Source organism: Dyadobacter sp. CY312 (genome assembly GCF_021390535.1).
Taxonomy (GTDB): Bacteria; Bacteroidota; Bacteroidia; order Cytophagales; family Spirosomataceae; genus Dyadobacter.
Genome location: NZ_JAJUXG010000001.1, coordinates 869,274 through 885,849 on the forward strand (window position 1 = coordinate 869,274; position 16,576 = coordinate 885,849).

14 protein-coding genes are annotated in these 16,576 nt (G+C 42.1%); 7 read left to right on the forward strand and 7 right to left on the reverse strand.

Annotated elements, in window-relative coordinates:
* The first annotated feature begins 54 nt into the window (after positions 1–54).
* From LZG71_RS03890 to LZG71_RS03900, 3 genes are all read left to right on the forward strand, one after another.
* Entirely contained in the window at positions 55–2,325 is a 2,271-nt protein-coding gene (locus tag LZG71_RS03890) for an NADP-dependent malic enzyme (RefSeq protein ID WP_233817181.1), read from the forward strand.
* 153 nt (positions 2,326–2,478) lie between these two features.
* Positions 2,479–3,552 (forward strand): isoaspartyl peptidase/L-asparaginase family protein, encoded by a 1,074-nt coding sequence (locus tag LZG71_RS03895; protein ID WP_233817183.1) that lies wholly within the window; start codon positions 2,479–2,481, stop codon positions 3,550–3,552.
* A gap of 118 nt (positions 3,553–3,670) precedes the next feature.
* Entirely contained in the window at positions 3,671–4,774 is a 1,104-nt protein-coding gene (locus LZG71_RS03900; protein ID WP_233817185.1) for a T9SS type A sorting domain-containing protein, read from the forward strand.
* Between the two features lie 416 nt (positions 4,775–5,190).
* Here LZG71_RS03900 and LZG71_RS03905 read toward each other — a convergent pair whose 3' ends face one another.
* Positions 5,191–6,081 carry an alpha/beta fold hydrolase gene (locus LZG71_RS03905; protein WP_233817187.1) on the reverse strand — a complete coding sequence of 297 codons (891 nt, stop codon included), beginning with the start codon at positions 6,079–6,081 and terminating at the stop codon, positions 5,191–5,193.
* A gap of 208 nt (positions 6,082–6,289) precedes the next feature.
* Between LZG71_RS03905 and epsC the strand changes: the two genes are divergently transcribed.
* On the forward strand, positions 6,290–7,138 hold the full coding sequence (gene epsC, locus LZG71_RS03910; protein WP_233817190.1) for a serine O-acetyltransferase EpsC: 849 nt from the start codon (positions 6,290–6,292) through the stop codon (positions 7,136–7,138).
* Here epsC and LZG71_RS03915 read toward each other — a convergent pair.
* Together LZG71_RS03915 and ppk1 are read right to left on the reverse strand one after the other, a co-directional pair.
* Positions 7,119–7,712: a TetR/AcrR family transcriptional regulator gene (locus LZG71_RS03915; protein ID WP_233817192.1), complete on the reverse strand. Its 594-nt coding sequence runs from the start codon at positions 7,710–7,712 to the stop codon at positions 7,119–7,121. The two genes, epsC and LZG71_RS03915, sit on opposite strands and share 20 nt — an antisense overlap.
* 213 nt (positions 7,713–7,925) lie before the next feature.
* The gene (ppk1, locus tag LZG71_RS03920; protein ID WP_233817194.1) at positions 7,926–10,025 is read right to left on the reverse strand and encodes a polyphosphate kinase 1; all 2,100 of its coding nucleotides are present in this window, start codon (positions 10,023–10,025) and stop codon (positions 7,926–7,928) included.
* Positions 10,026–10,157: 132 nt separating this feature from the next.
* On the opposite strand from ppk1, the gene LZG71_RS03925 reads away from it, so the two are divergent.
* The gene (locus LZG71_RS03925) at positions 10,158–11,186 is read left to right on the forward strand and encodes an aldo/keto reductase (RefSeq protein WP_233817196.1); all 1,029 of its coding nucleotides are present in this window, start codon (positions 10,158–10,160) and stop codon (positions 11,184–11,186) included.
* A 51-nt stretch (positions 11,187–11,237) separates the two neighbouring features.
* Here LZG71_RS03925 and pyrE read toward each other — a convergent pair whose 3' ends face one another.
* Positions 11,238–11,879 (reverse strand): orotate phosphoribosyltransferase, encoded by a 642-nt coding sequence (gene pyrE, locus LZG71_RS03930; RefSeq protein WP_233817198.1) that lies wholly within the window; start codon positions 11,877–11,879, stop codon positions 11,238–11,240.
* 1 nt (position 11,880) lies between these two features.
* Positions 11,881–13,182, reverse strand: coding sequence for a hemolysin family protein (locus LZG71_RS03935; RefSeq protein ID WP_409013599.1), 1,302 nt, complete (start codon positions 13,180–13,182; stop codon positions 11,881–11,883).
* A 102-nt stretch (positions 13,183–13,284) separates the two neighbouring features.
* Here LZG71_RS03935 and LZG71_RS03940 point away from each other — a divergent pair, with 102 nt between their 5' ends.
* Together LZG71_RS03940 and LZG71_RS03945 are read left to right on the forward strand one after the other, a co-directional pair.
* A complete protein-coding gene (locus tag LZG71_RS03940) occupies positions 13,285–13,974 on the forward strand; it encodes an NUDIX hydrolase (RefSeq protein WP_233817202.1) in 690 nt (229 codons plus the stop codon).
* A gap of 13 nt (positions 13,975–13,987) precedes the next feature.
* Complete coding sequence (locus tag LZG71_RS03945; protein ID WP_233817204.1) at positions 13,988–15,097, forward strand: DUF3810 domain-containing protein; 1,110 nt, start codon at positions 13,988–13,990, stop codon at positions 15,095–15,097.
* Between the two features lie 16 nt (positions 15,098–15,113).
* Here the strand turns inward: LZG71_RS03945 and coaD are convergent, their stop codons facing one another.
* Together coaD and LZG71_RS03955 are read right to left on the reverse strand one after the other, a co-directional pair.
* Positions 15,114–15,596, reverse strand: coding sequence for a pantetheine-phosphate adenylyltransferase (gene coaD, locus LZG71_RS03950; protein WP_233817206.1), 483 nt, complete (start codon positions 15,594–15,596; stop codon positions 15,114–15,116).
* Positions 15,597–15,653: 57 nt separating this feature from the next.
* Positions 15,654–16,559, reverse strand: a complete 906-nt coding sequence (locus tag LZG71_RS03955) for a DUF3822 family protein (RefSeq protein ID WP_233817208.1) — start codon at positions 16,557–16,559, stop codon at positions 15,654–15,656.
* Positions 16,560–16,576: the final 17 nt, after the last annotated feature.

A 16,576-nucleotide genomic window follows, 5' to 3' on the forward strand; every position in this document is an offset into this window, starting at 1 on the left:
TAATGCCATAAAACGAATGTTTGTACCTTAGTGCCAAATAATTGTCCTATAGGTATGAACAAAAAGATCAGAAAAGAAGACGCTCTTTACTACCATTCAAAAGGAAGGCCTGGTAAAATTCAGGTGATTCCAACTAAGGAGACAAACACGCAGAGAGACCTCTCCCTTGCCTATTCCCCAGGTGTTGCCGAGCCTTGTCTTGAAATCGCCGAAAATGTTGAAAATGCTTATTTATACACTGCAAAGGGAAATCTTGTCGCCGTAATTAGCAACGGAACAGCGGTACTTGGCTTGGGCGACATTGGCCCGGAAGCCTCCAAACCAGTAATGGAAGGTAAAGGCTTGCTCTTCAAAATATACTCAGATATTGACGTTTTTGACATCGAACTAAATACAAAGGATGTCGATGAATTCGTAAGAACGGTAAAAATTCTTGAACCTACTTTTGGAGGTGTTAACCTTGAAGACATCAAAGCACCCGAGTGCTTCGAAATAGAAGCCCGTCTGAAAAAAGAACTGAACATTCCTGTAATGCACGATGACCAGCACGGAACTGCTATCATAAGTGCAGCGGCGATGTTAAACGCATTGGTTCTGGTTAAAAAAGATATTAAAGACATACGTGTGGTTGTATCCGGAGCTGGTGCTTCAGCAGTTTCCTGTACAAAACTATATCTGTCGCTGGGTGTTGATCCAAAGAACGTCGCGATGTTTGACACAAAAGGACATATCAACAACTCGCGTACAGACTTAAATGAAATGAAGCAGCAGTTTGCTACAGAGAAAGAGTATAGCTCTCTTGAAGAAGCAATGGTTGGTTCGGATCTATTCCTTGGTCTTTCCAAAGCAGATGTTGTGTCCAAAGACATGGTAAAATCCATGGCAAAAGATCCGATCGTTTTGGCAATGGCAAATCCGAATCCTGAAATCCCTTATCCTGATGCCGTTGAAGCACGCGAAGATGTAATTATGGCAACGGGTCGTTCTGATTACCCTAATCAGGTTAATAACGTACTTGGCTTTCCTTACATTTTCAGAGGAGCGCTGGATGTACGGGCAACGGAGATCAATGAAGAAATGAAACTCGCTGCCGTTCATGCGCTTGCCGAATTGGCAAGAAAACCTGTTCCGGACATTGTTAACCTTGCTTACAATGAAACAAACATTGTATTTGGCAAAACATACATCATTCCAAAACCGGTTGATCCACGCCTATTGACCACGGTAGCGCCTGCCGTTGCCAAGGCAGCCATTGAAACCGGTGTAGCAAGGAAAATCATTACGGATTGGGATGCCTACGAGCAGGAACTTTCGAACAGACTTGGAAGGAACGAGCAGTTGTCACGTGTGATTTTGAACAAAGCTAAAACAGACCCGAAACGTGTTGTTTTTGCCGATGCTGAAAACATACAGGTGCTACGTGCGGCCCAACAGGTTCGCGATGAAGGCATAGCTATTCCTATTCTGCTTGGACATAAAGAAACCATCCAGAACCTTATTCTAGAAAGTAAACTGGATCTTAGCGATGTAGTTATCGTTGATCCAAGGGCAGAAGAGAACGAAGCGAAAGTGGATGTTTACGCTGCCAAACTATATGAAAAGAGACAGCGCAAGGGCCTTACTCCCATTGAGGCACGCCGTACAATCTACTTCAAAAGCTATTTTGGTGCTATGATGGTTGAGAATGGTGAAGCCGATGCACTGATATCCGGACTTACCAGAACTTATCCTGATACGATTCGACCGGCGTTACACGTAATCGGAAAACAGGATGATGTGAACAAGGTTGCGGGTATGTATATTTTACTTACCCCAAAAGGACCACTTTTCTTCTCGGATACTACTGTAAATCTGGATCCAACAGTTGATGAAATTGTCGAGATTACGGAACTCACTGCCAGAACCATAGAGAGGTTCAACATCCAGCCAAGAATTGCGCTTGTTACTTATGCCAACTACGGCAGCGCTGGCGGTAAGGATGCAGAAAAAATGAGTGCTGCTGCAGCAATCCTCAAAAAGCGTAATCCATCCATGATTATTGATGGGGAAATGCAGGCTCACCTTGCTTTCAATACGGAATTATTGAAAGAAAATCATCCATTTAGTTCTTTGGTTGACGGAGGAGCGAATACATTGATCTTCCCAAATCTTTCAGCAAGTAATATTGCATACAACTTATTAAAAGAAGCTGCCGAACTGGAAACGATCGGGCCGATATTACTTGGAATGAAAAAACCGGTTCACGTACTTCAGCTAGGAAGTTCTGTTCGCGAGATTGTTAACATGGTTGCGATTGCCGTTGTGGAAGCACAAATGCAAAAGTAATTTGCTGAATAACGCGAGAGCCGCCCGGAAGATCCGGGCGGCTTTTTTGATTTATATCCAAACCTTATTGGAAATCTCGATTTCCATACCGTTCGAGTATCCTCTTTTCAAAGAATGTTTGTAGATTTAGTAACCGAAATTAACAACTAACCTATGAAACTGCTCTATACATTTGCCTGTATTCTCTTCCTATCAAATTCCATTTGCGCCCAAGACTTTTCTGATAAAATCACGCTCGTAATCCATGGTGGTGCCGGAACAATTACCAGAGCTAACATGACGGCTGAACAGGAAAAAGCGTATCGGTCTGTGTTGAATAATGCTTTACAGCAAGGCTACAAAGTGCTCCAAGGTGGAGGGACCAGTTTGAAAGCAGTAGAAGCGGCTATTATGGTGATGGAGGATTCACCATTGTTTAATGCGGGAAAAGGAGCAGTATTTACCAATGAAGGCAAAAATGAGCTGGATGCATCTGTTATGGATGGCAGCAATCTTAAAGCGGGTGCCATTGCAGGAGTTACAACAATTAAAAATCCGATTCGTGCTGCGATTGCTGTGATGGACAAATCACCGCATGTGATGATGACTGGAAAAGGAGCCGATCTTTTTGCTAAGGAACAAGGTCTCGAAATTGTTGACCCATCGTATTTTTATACAGAAGCTCGCTACAAAGCCCTTCTCAAAGCCAAGGAATCTGAAAAGGTCGAACTTGATCATACCGAACATCCTAAAAAAGATTTTAAAGACAAGCCCAAAACCGGGTACAACGATAATGATCTGATATTTACGGAAGGGAAAAAATTTGGTACAGTTGGCTGTGTCTCTCTTGATAAATTCGGCAATCTGGCCGCCGGCACTTCCACGGGCGGGATGACCAACAAACGATATGGGCGCGTTGGTGATGCACCAATTATCGGAGCGGGAACTTATGCCAATAATGCTACGTGCGCCGTTTCTGCAACCGGACATGGTGAATACTTTATCCGCTCGGTTGTAGCCTATGACATTTCCGCACTGATGGAATACAAAGGTTTGTCTTTACAAAATGCTGCTGATGAGGTTGTGATGAAAAAGTTGGTAACTATCGGCGGAGAAGGTGGAATAATAGCACTTGACCGCAACGGCAACATCGCTATGCCATTCAACAGCGAAGGAATGTATCGGGGTTATATTCGAGGTAATGGCGATAGCCAGATAATGATTTACAAAGACGAAGCCAGAAAATAGCTAACAGTCATTTTTTCTCTTTTCTCTGTGATTATTTCCTCATTTTTGAATATCAAATCAGTCATTTTAGACGTTCAATAATCAAAGGATTTTTTGCAAAGCTTTCCCTTCAATGTCCATGAAAAATATATACGTTAGTTTAGTTTTATCACTTCTCTCCAGTTTATCTGCCTTTGCTACTCATTTACAGGGTGGTGAAATAAGAGCTAGGCAACTTTCGGGGCAAACATACGAGATTTCTGTACTTCTTTATTTTGATACAGTGAATGGTCAAGGCGCGACCGGACAGCAAAGTGAGGTAAACGTATGCACGGGAGATGGCCAAACCATTACTGTAAGCCGCGTTTCACTAGTTCCTGCTAGTCCGGGAACTTCACTAGGAACTTACATCGCCAATCACACATACGGTTCACAGGGTATTTATCAGATTTCTACTCAAGTAGATAACAGGAATAACAACATTCTCAACTTTCAGAATTCTCAAAATACGGCGCTTTTCCTTTGGACAGTTTTGCATACAACGCTTTCAAATTCTACTCCGATTCTACCAAGCCTTACATTCAACGCCGGAGTAAAGCAACCTTTCGTAGTAGACCTTAAGGCTACGGATGCTGAAGGCGATAGTGTGAGTTTTGTCCTCCAAAAATTGAGTAAACCATCACCAGGAACCTGCGCAGTAAGAAGCGTTGACAATAGCTTTATATACCCCAATGAAGTGAGCGCTTCGGGAACATTTAAAATTGACCAGGTTAAGAAACAGCTCGTTTGGACTGCGCCAACACAAGTAGGTCAGTATATTTTTGCTATGGTCATGTATGAATGGAGAAACGGGGTTCGCATTTCTGAAACTTACAGAGAAGGAATTATTAATGTTACGGACAGGCCAGGTGAAACGGTGGAGATACCGCCTTATGAAAATGCAGAAAACACAGGCCCGATTACTTCAATCCCAAGTTCCAATTCGCCTGAGGTCTCTATCTCTGTCGACGCATTTCCGGTTCCTACCAATGACTACGTTACTGTAAAAGCATACAGCAAAAAACCAGCGATTATTACTCTGCAGATCATCGATCTACAAGGACGCGTACGCCAGGAACATAAAGCAAGTGTAGCAGACATGAATATGGAGCATCAGTTTGACCTGAGAAATTACGCAAGCGGTGTGTACATGATCCGTGCTTCTAATGATAATGAGTCCGTGTCAAAAAAGATTCTTCGGTAAAACCAAAGTGCTCAAAGATTTAGTACCAATCCCGCCTTTCAGCGGGATTTTTTTATGCCAAAAATTCCGCCGTTTCCACATTCAAAAAATACATTGGTTCCGCACTATTTTTTAAACTTTTAGTGGTGGGGTCGGAAAAACTGCGTCATTAAAACTGAGATCTACAAATATTCTTACATCAATAGTAGAATAGATCGATTTTCGCATTTATGAATTTGTAGAACAGTGGTTGAATTTGGCAACTTATTGTTCTCGCAAAAAAATAACATCGGAGAACACCCCGATGTCACAAAGAATTTATCATAGGTTAATTATAATTCGGTAAAACGGCTGGTCGATGATCAGTCGTTTTCTTTAATAAGCCAAATTTCTTAAATATTTATAAAAGGAACCAATTCATCTCCAAAATTTCAGAACTAATCTTTTATCTGAATAGCCATTTTATCCTGAAATAACCTGCTTCTAAGCAACATTTCCTTAATCATATCAGCATGCGTATGTGTAATCATATGCCCTGCGTTGAAAAGAAAAATGTACTGCGCTTTTTTACTCTTAATGTGTTTTTTTGCAAATTCGATGTTACCCGGATCTGCGATCCAGTCATTTCCTCCCTGAATTACAGTTGTTCGGACATTCAAACTCTCCCAAACTGGCAAAAGCTTTCGCAGCTCATCGGCATGGCTGTACTTTTCTGCGGTTGCTGTATTAAATGCCCCAGGTAGAAAAAGTTGTATGAATGAATTCTTACCCCACTTTGAAAACCAGTAGAACTTCTCCTTTTCGGGATCTATCACCGGCGAAACCATAATCAGCTCTTTTACTTCATCTGGTACCATTGACACAAGTTTAGCTGCTATGGGTGCCCCGTAAGAGCGTCCGAGTACAATCACCTTTTGTTTCGATTTATTCAGGGCAAATACTGGCAAAAGTGCCTTGGCCTGTTGTTCAATCGATGTTACAAATTTTCGTTTTTTGAGACGCGACATTCCGTACCCAACCCGATCCACAGAAACGATATGAAACTGCTTTTGAAGATCAGGATCGTCCATCAGATTCATATATCCCCATAAGGAGCCTGGTGCGCCATGTATCAGTAAAAGCATTGGAAGCGTGTCTGCTCCAACTGTTGCCAGCCGTAGCGAAAGTGTGTCATTCTTAATTACCTGAGTCTGTGGTTTTATCTCCTTCGACGCATAATGTTTCCTAACCTGTTTTGCTGAAATAATATATCTTGAAAAACAAGACGAAAGCGAAACAGAAATAGTCAAAACAAAAAAAGCGGAACGAAAATATTTAAAGCCAGTCATAGAAACTAAATAGGTAATTTTGCAGCAAGGCCAGTTGAGTTACTATCTCAATATACGACAAAACGAAGGCGAAAAGTTAATTTTTTGTAATTTTTTAACCGAACCACTAAAAATTCAACATTTCTGTACGTTTATTTGTTGAAAGGTAAAATAACATGCCAGTCCATCATAAGTATCTCTTAGGAGAGGTATTATAAAAAGTAAATTAATGACAGCCAACCACCTGGAATCGTTTTTTGAACGTCTTACGCAACAGAATGAAACTTACCGTTATAAGCTGCCTTCCAGGCAGGAGTCAGGTAAATTCATTCAACAATTGATCAACTTTCTGTTTCCAATCAGTAAAGATTGTCAGCAGAATGAAAAAACAAAGGATGTAAGACAAGCTTATGGTGACCTTCGTCAAAAGCTGGGATGCATGTTGGATCCGCTGATGCCTCAACTTGACTGCGATAAGGAAGAGATTCTGGACAAGATCTTTCTGGAAATTCCCGAGATTTATGAACTGCTGTTGAGAGATGCGAAAGCAATAACTGATAATGATCCTGCCTCGGTAAGCATTGAAGAAGTGATTGCACTATACCCCGGCTTTTTTGCCATAGCAACTTACAGGATTGCACACATCATGGCAGACCTTAAAATTCCATTGTTACCTCGCATGTTGACTGAATTCGCTCATAGCCAAACAGGTATAGATATCAACCCAAATGCCGTGATAGGTCACTCTTTCTTTATTGATCACGGGACTGGTATTGTAATTGGCGAAACTACCCACATTGGCAACAACGTGAAGCTTTATCAGGGTGTAACGCTGGGTGCTACGCATGTTTCCAAATCTTTGGCATCCCGCAAGCGTCACCCCACTATTGAAGACAATGTGGTTGTGTACGCCAACGCAACCATTCTTGGCGGAGAAACCGTAATCGGAAACGATTCAGTGATCGGAGGAAATGCCTGGATAGTAAGAAGCGTACCTCCATTTTCGCAGGTTTATCACCAAAGCAAAGTGGAAGTACGCCAGCAACCGACAACTTCGGTTACAGAAGACTCTTTATAAAACGTCGTACACTATCCATGTAGACCGACTCGGCCTGCGCTAATGCGTAACGAGGTTGTGTTGTCATAGTGATGGAAATAAAACCATATGTCATGCACCACCATTCGTAATAGGTTTTGGTGACGAGTTCGCCTGCCTTAGGCCGTACCCGTGAGATCATTTCCCAAACCGGATTTCCCTTGATGTTCATCGTCTGGGAATATACCTTTTTTGAGTCGCAGAATGCACCTTCTATGTTAAACATAACCTGGAACACTTCTGGGTTTTCGACCGCGAAATTCCAGATACATTGGGCCACTTCAACAAGCTGTTTTTCTGCATTTGAGAAATGACCTTTAATCTTGATAAATTCTCCCTGCAAATAATCAAACCCTTCGATTCTTACGGCTTCGAGCAACTTATCTTTACTTTCAAAATATTCATATAGTATAGGAGGACTGTATTCGATGACCTCAGCAATTTTCCTGATGGAAACTGCCGTCCAGCCATCTTCGCGGGCAATATCCTTTGCTGTTTTAATGATGTCTGAACGAACCTGAATTTTTAATCGCTCGCGACGCTCTACAATTCCCATACCAGATAACCTTTTATTTGTTGAGACACAGTTATATAGTCTCAAATATAATCATATAGACCTTACTGCTCAAGAGCAGGTTTAAGGAATAAAGAAAAAACTTATGATTCTTATTGGAATGAATTTCCACAAAATGCCCTGGCTTAACGTACAGCGGGAATTTGGTTTTATTTCATCATAAAAAAAATTAACAGCAGAAGATTTGTACTTTCCCTATTTCGCAAGCATGTTTTTCTCAAGACGCTCTGCCAACTTGTAGTTCGCTTCCTGCGCGCGTACTTTCACACGCGTCTCATCGGTAATGCGAAGATTGTTCTGATAAAGATCCAGCCGAACTGATTTTTGATTGTCGTTAAAGTAGTTTCGCAAGACTTGCCTGATCTGCCCTTTCAGATTTTCATCCAGGATAGGAAAACAGACATCAATCCGTCTGTGAAGATTTCTGTAAGTCCAGTCACAGGAGGACAAATAGATTTCATCATTTCCTCGGTTACCAAACTGGAATATCCTTGTGTTTTCGGTATAGCGGTCCAAATGCCTGCTCACCACAATGTTATCACTAAGCGAAGGAAGTCCGGAAATCAAACTACAGCTCTCACTGATAATGACATGGACAGGCACGCCGGCCTGACCCGCCTGATAAAGTTTATCGATCAAAATATGATCCTGAAGCTGGTTAACTTTAATCGTTACAAATGACTTAAGACCAGCATTGCAATTCGCAATTTCGCGATCAATCAGTTCCAGCAGTTTTTTTTGCAGATTAAACTGCGTAACCATCAAATTATTAAAAGGCAGATACTTATACTTCTTTGGTTCATCCTGGGTAAACAGATATCCAAACAATAGTTCAAGTTCGTTAGTGAGCTCGCGATGGCTCGTAAGCAGTGCGTGGTCAACAATTTCCCTGCTGGTAAGCTTATAAAACCCTCCCGTGCTAAGAAAGGCGTAGCGCTCCCACCCTTTTTGCATCTTACGCTTTACCAGCGCCATTTTTGCATGCACTTTAAGGCCAGGTTCACTCAGCACAATTTTCACACCGGCATCCCTCATGCTACGCGACCATTGCAGATTTTCCTGTATATCGAGTTTGCTATTGAGTTCTATATATGTAATAACACGTTTCCCGTTTCTTGCTGCACTAATCAGCGAATTAAGAATAAACGAGTTTGGGCTGGTTTTGTACAAGGACACATGAATTTCCTTCACAAATGGATCCGTTGCCGCCTCATTGAAGAAACGCGCGATGGGTTCGTATGAATTGTAAGGCAAATGCAAAAGTTGATCGCCCTTTTGAATGGTTTCGAACACTGATACCCGATCGTCAAAGTCAGGATTTTGCAGCGGCTTTTGGGATGGATAATCCAGTTTTTTACTAAGTGACGGGAACGTGGAGAGATCCTGCATGTACAAATAAGGACCACGTTCGTGAAACTCATTCATTGGGATACCCACTTTATTGAAAAGGTAACTTCTCATCTCCATGGGCATACCCGCCTGATAGAAGAATTGAGATGGCTGAACAAAATTCCGCTTATCAAGCTGTTTTAAAATTCGCTGCGATATCTGAACCGGATATTCATCTTCGATCACAAGTTCTGTATCCCTTTCAGCTCTGAGGGTATAACTTTCCAAAATCTGATAGCCTGGGAACAGCAACGGGAGATTTTCACGGATTACATCTTCCATGAATGCCACATGCTTTTTTCCATCCATTTCCGGTAGCTCCAGAAACCTGCCAAATGGTTCGGAAGGTACATTGACAGTGGCATAAATAGACTCTGGCTGTATGTCCGGGCGATTAAGCCTCACAACGAGATATAGCTGACGGTTTTCGAATATAACTAGTTTGGAATTCCTTCGTCCGTCCAGGAAAATGGGCTGCAAATGCCTGAAAAGTCTGTTTATGAAAAATTTTCTGGCAAAAGAAATATGTTCCTGTGAAAATGCTTCATTGTAATAAATGTGAATGCCTTGCTCAATTAACGACGGCAGTATACCCCCGGTTAGTATCTCATTAAATTCAAGCAACTGATTCTCCAGCGTTTCATACACATGCTCAAAAAGTGATTGTGGAAAAATATTGAGCTTGGCTCGTATGTCTCCGCTTACTTCTGCAAGTGCAAGCAGGTTTGTTATTCTCACTCTGTAAAACTCCTCTGTTTGAGACGAATACAGGCCAAGAAATCGCAGGCGTTCACGCAACGGCACCGATTCATCGTTAGCTTCCAGCAATAATCGGTAGTTATTCGAAAGCCAGCTTAAATTTATATCAAAATAGGGGTAAGCGACGTCAATCATTTTTGCATTCAAAAAAGATTAGAATTTTGGCACAATATAAATACATTTGGCCGGTAAGGATATAACTTTGCACCATTAAATGTAACGGTATACAAGAACTTTACATTGTTAAATCGTTCGTGAACAAGTAAAAAACCATTATTTATGCGCTATCAATTATTGGGCCGATCAGGTTTAAGAGTATCGGAACTTTGCCTTGGCACGATGACTTTCGGGACAGACTGGGGCTGGGGAGCCGATAAACATGAGAGTTTTAAAATTTTTGATACTTACGGGGATGCCGGTGGTAACTTCATTGATACTGCCAACAGATACACCGAAGGTTCCTCCGAGAAATTTGTTGGTGAGTTTATCGAGGCAGATCGCGATCACTGGGTACTTTCAACCAAATTCACACTTAAAGACAGAAATGACGATCTGAATTTTGCGGGAAACCATCGTAAAAATATGATGCGTTCGGTACTTTCCAGCTTGAAAAGGCTCAATACTGAATATATTGATCTGCTTTGGGTCCATATGTGGGACAACACCACACCTGTTGAAGAAGTGATGCGTGGACTGGATGATCTTGTAACTCGTGGACTGGTGCATTATGTAGGTATCTCTGATACGCCTGCCTGGGTCGTTTCACAAGCCAATACCATTGCTGATTTCAGAGGGTGGAACGCATTCGCAGCCATTCAATTTGAATATTCTTTACTGCAACGGACTCCTGAACGGGATCTGATACCAATGGCAAAGGCACTGGATCTTGCAGTAACGCCGTGGGGAGCCATTGGTGGCGGAGCATTAACCGGGAAATACCTGCGTGAAGAAGCGGGGCGTGTTCCAAAGGATAGCATTCGCAGAAACAAACATAGCAGCAAAATTGCGCAGACCGTCGTGGACATTGCGGAGCAAATCGGTGCGACACCAGCCCAGGTAGCGATCAATTGGGCCCGTCAGCGTCAGCAGGTAATGATCCCAATTATAGGAGCGTCAAAAGCCAGTCAGTTAGAGGATTCTCTTGGTTGTCTTTCTTTTGAAATTCCGGCTGAACAAATGGCCAGGCTTAATGAGGTAAGTAAAATTGAACTCGGCTTTCCGCACGAATTTCTAAAATCGGATGGTGTAAAAGAAGAAGCCTTTGGTGGGATGTATGAAAAGCTATACAACCACAGAAATATTGATTAATTGGAATAGCTGTCGGCTTGTCTGAACAAGACTGCCGACAGCTGCTAAATATTATTTCCCCCAGGTATCAGGACCTAAACGCCATGCACTTAGGCTGCTTACCTGCTCGGATGTAACATATTCATGCTCAACCGCGGTCTCAATCAATGAGTCGTAATTACATATCGTTGAGAGCTTTACACCCTTTTCATTAAAGTTTTGTTCGGCAACCGCAAAGCCATAAGTAAAAATGGCGACCATACCTGCTACTTCTACATCGGCTGCACGCAAAACATCCACCACTTTGAGTGAACTTCCACCTGTAGATATCAGATCCTCAATAATAATTACAGATTGACCTTTTTCAAGACGCCCCTCAATCTGATTACCCATGCCGTGCTTTTTGGGCTCGGGTCGAACGTATGCAAACGGTAATTCCAGCAAATCAGCAACAAGAGCTCCCTGAGCAATTCCACCGGTAGCAACTCCTACCACCGCCTGCACATCCGGGTATTCCGTCCGGATAAGATCAGCAAGCACTTTCTTGATAAACGTGCGTGTATCTGGATAAGATAACGCTACCCTATTATCGCAATAGATAGGCGATAACCAACCCGAACTCCACTGAAAGGGCTTTTCAGGACTTAATTTGATGGCTTGTGCTTCCAGAAGTAACTCTGCTACACGTTTGCTGGTATTTTGATTGTTTGGCATATTATTCGTCCTTATCTTCTTTTTTATTATTAATTACTAGCAATTTATCAATCCGGCTACGATCCATATCCACTACTTCAAATTCGAAGTGTTTCCAGCTGAATTTTTCCCCAACCTTCGGAATATTTTCCAGAATATGCAGCACAAACCCTCCCAGTGTGTTAAAACCAGCAAGTGTCCTACGTTCGGTTTCCTGTATATTCAGACTGAAATATTGAAGGAAATCGTCAAACGGCAGTTGTGCATCAATCAGAAAGCTGCCATCTTCTCTTTTCACTATTTCAGACGCTTCTTCGATATCCTCCGAGATATCACCTACGAGCGCATCCATAATATCGTGCATGGTGATTACTCCAAGCAAACCGCCATACTCATCGACGATAATTCCGAAGTATACCCTTTGCTCCTTAAATTTTTCCAAAGCCTGATACGCTCTGTTGCTTTCCGGCAGATACACCGGTTCACGCATAATGGAAGTCATGTTAGCCAGCTGCTCCTCTATGTCAGTGGCAATCAAATCTTTTACATAAATCAAACCTACAACATCGTCCACAGTATCGCGACACACCGGATAAACCGAATGCCGGGACTCAAAAATCTTTGCCTTATTCTCTTCCACCGTATCCTCAATGTCGAGCCACATAATTTCCTGGCGGTTGGTCATGAGCGAAGTTACCTTCCTATCGCCCAGCTGGAAAACATTGTGGACGATCTCCTGCTCAATTTCTTCAAATACACCACCCGAGGTCCCCTCCTGAATCAGGCTTTTGATTTCTTCTTCGGTGACCGAATTCTCACTTTGTTTAATATTAAGAATTTTAATGATCATGTCACTTGAAAATCCAAGCAAACCGATGAACGGAGCCGTAATTTTCGAAAGCAGGTTCATGGGCGTCGCCATAAACTTTGAAATGGCCTCAGGGTTGGCCATCCCTATTCGCTTTGGAACAAGCTCACCTAAAACAAGCGACAAATATGTAATGAATACCAAAACCGATCCTACGGCCAGCGTGTGGCTATATGGTCTCAGCAAATCAATTTTGTTAATGAAAGCTTCAAAATCCGAGGTAATGTTATCACCACTGTACATACCGGTAAGCAAACCTATCAGCGTAATACCAATTTGTACAGTTGACAGGAATCGTGTTGGTGAATTTGCCAGGTTGAGTGCTGCTTTGGCGCTGGAGTCTCCGTTTCTTGCAGCAGCTTCAAGACGGGATTTCCGGGAGGAAACAAGCGCTATCTCTGACATGGAAAAAATACCATTGAGAAGCACTAAAAGTAAAATTATTAGGAGTTCCAAGAACGATTAATTTATTAATAGCGCAAATTTATCAATAATAATCACTGTCTAAACTAAACTCTTTACTTAATTTTACCCGGGATTTCACATAATACCTTCTAAATGATTATTTTCTTCGATGACCGTCCTTTCAAAATTGTAAGGGCAAATCAACTTTCTGAGGCGGAAACAGCGCAATTTGACCATATTGTAGATCTCCGGCTGACAAAACTTCAGAAAAACCTGCTCACGGGACACGTGCTCTTTCTGAATGCAACAGCAGCAACCTCCGTGCAGGCTATCAACATACTCGAAAAGGAAATGCCTGCGGACCTGCTATCGATAACAATGGCTACGAGGGAAAAATCAGAAGTAGAGGATAAGATCAAAGGGATTTTTAAGGTAATTAAGGCTGCTGGTGGTGTGGTTGTTAAGGACGGTAAATGGCTTTTTATGTACCGAAGGAAAAAGTGGGACTTGCCCAAAGGGAAACTGGACAAAGGTGAAAACTCCAAAGAGGCCGCAGTAAGAGAAATTGAGGAAGAAACTGGTGTAAAGGCTGTTATCAGGGATAAAGTTTGTACCACCTGGCACACGTACAGTCTGAACAACAACAGGATTTTGAAGAAGACAAAATGGTACGTGCTCGACTGCATAGATGACTCGGGAATGACCCCGCAGGCCGACGAGCAAATTGAAAAATTAAGCTGGCTTACCCAGGCAGAAGGCCAGGCAATATTGGTTAATTCTTTCAGCTCCATCCGATATGTGGTCGACAGCCTTAAAAAACTCCAGGGCGTCAAGGAAATATAACATTATAACACTTATGCTAACCAGACGCCAGAAGATAGAACGCTTTCTGGCGTTTTTGTTTCCCGTTCAATTGGTAATCTTCCATTTCCTATCTAAAAATCAGGATTGGATCGAAAACATTTACATCCCATATATTTTCAGGTACTTAACGCTTCCACTCAGGTTCACGCTGGGATGGCTCAATGTCTCTCTGGGCCTCATCTTATTTTATGTGCTGCTCATTTTCTTTCTGGCAAAAGGATCACGCGCTGTCATACAAATAATCAGAAAGCGGCACGGATTTAACATCAAAAATACCCTTATAAAAGGACTTGGATACCTATCCATTTTTTACGGGATCTTCATGGTCTTCTGGGGATTTGCCTATCACCGTCGTCCGTATCAGGCCACTCGCGGAGTAAATACCGCAAATATTAATACCCCGGAGCTGGAAGCACTATGCCTTCGCCTGGCTCATCTTGCAAAGCACTACCGACAGCAGTTACCTGCCATTCGCAGTACTCCAACAAATTTTAATAGTGTTTTTAAAAGAGCTCCGCTTGGCTATCAGCATCTGTCAAAAACGGCTCCTGAGTTAACCGTAGATGTTCCATCATTAAAGCTTGGCTTTAATAAGAAAATCATGTCTTACCTCAATATCAGCGGAATATATTTTCCATTTACTGCGGAAGCAAATCTGAATGAGATTCTGCCGGCATTCCAGGCACCATTTGTTACATGCCACGAAATGGCACACCAGTTTGGTTTCGCATCAGAAGAAGAAGCGAATTACATTGCATATCTGGCTTGCATGCACCACCCCAATCCGGATTTTCGATATGCAGCCAATCACTGGTTGCTATACACCTCCTTGCAGGCACTTAAAAATGCTGATGAAGAAAAGTATCTGACCGTTTACAGTCGGATAGACAAGGAAATTATCGGTGACCAAAGCTATGCTGAGGATCTCTGGCAAAAGTATGATAATCCTATACCCTATTTTACAGGCAACATTCTGTTTGACCTGTTTCTGAAAGCCAATGACCAACCAGCGGGTATTAATAGTTACAACCTCGCAGTTGAATTAATGGTTGGAGAATATCGTAAAAATGGTCTACGGTTCGAAAAGTCTATACCTCAGTGAGCCATAAAGTATGCACTTACATTTCTTTGTTGAGTTTATTTAGTTCCGAAAGCGAGTAGGGAAGGAAATCGTCTACATCCTGACCATACCGATGCAGGTCACGAATAATACTCGAACTGATTGGAGCCAAGTTGGGGGAAGTAATTAAAAAAACGGTTTCAATCTCCTCATAAACGTATCTGTTTACCTGAGATATTCCATTTTCGTACTCAAAATCAGTCGTGTTTCTTAAACCGCGAAGTAAAAATGTAGCGCCGAGTTGCCTGGCAGCATGGGCCGTCAGATCATCGTAGGTAATTACCTTCACATTTTTCTGGCCTTCAAAAGTCCGCTCAATCAGCTCCTTCATTACTTCTAATGGGAAGTAACGCTTTTTGGTAGCATTATTACCGATTCCAATCACCACTTCATCAAAAAGCCTTAAACCTCTGAGAACAATATCTTCATGTCCTTTGGTGAACGGATCAAACGATCCCGGAAATAATGCAATACGCTTCATAAAGCCAATATTAAAATGGGTAAAACCGGGCAGCCGGCAGCAGCAATATAGGAATGATCAGGAAGATACAAGATAGGTATTAAACAATCCAAAATAACGATGACCTGGAATCTCACCACATTGAGGACTGTATTTCAAAGTGGAAGGACCCGCCCCTATTTGCAGGTTTGGAAAGAATTTAGACAGTTCTTCGTAAAGTTCTGATGTCGCCGCAATCTCTCCGTAAACGAGCAGCTTTAATTCTTCCTGATGAATGTTCAGTTGATTCAACGTGAAAAGGATGATATACACCAGCTCTTGCGGCTGAGAAAAACGAAAGCGGTTACATAAAATAAGTTGCTTGCCCTGGCTAACAATCAGTGTAAAATAATCCTTCTCAAAATAAGCCGACACGATCCGGAGTTCCTGATGTTCGGCATGGCTTACAAGGGAGCCAATTATAAGCGGGCTGGTAAGGTGATAAAACGTAATGCTGGAATGCTGAAAGTGGTTGATCATCCAATCGTACCACAAAACCGGAATACTAAAAACATTATATGCATTCACGATAGGAAGCTCATGATAAAGCACACGTTCGTCCTGCGGAACCGGTGCTCCCAAAGCGAACTCCAGATAATCTTTCACCGATTCTTTGTCGAAAATCATTCGTGGTATCAAACTGAATGCGTGTGAATTAATAGCAATCCTTACGTTTTTCCAATGATTTGAAGACCACAGCAAATGCCCTGTGAAAATTTTCTTCAGTCGCTCAAAAACACCACTTTGATCCAGCGCTTTTTCGAAATTATAATCCTCCAGCCAGATACATTCCATGTTTTCATCTCTGACAATACAGAACCGGATACGCCTTTCGTCCACTTCAATGCAAAGTGTGCAAAGCGGTATCATGTCGGAATCAAATGAGCTATCTCCTACGAGCAGCGTAGGAATAATTTCAATTGATTGGTTATCAGAATTCGTCACAAAAATTATATTTAGCT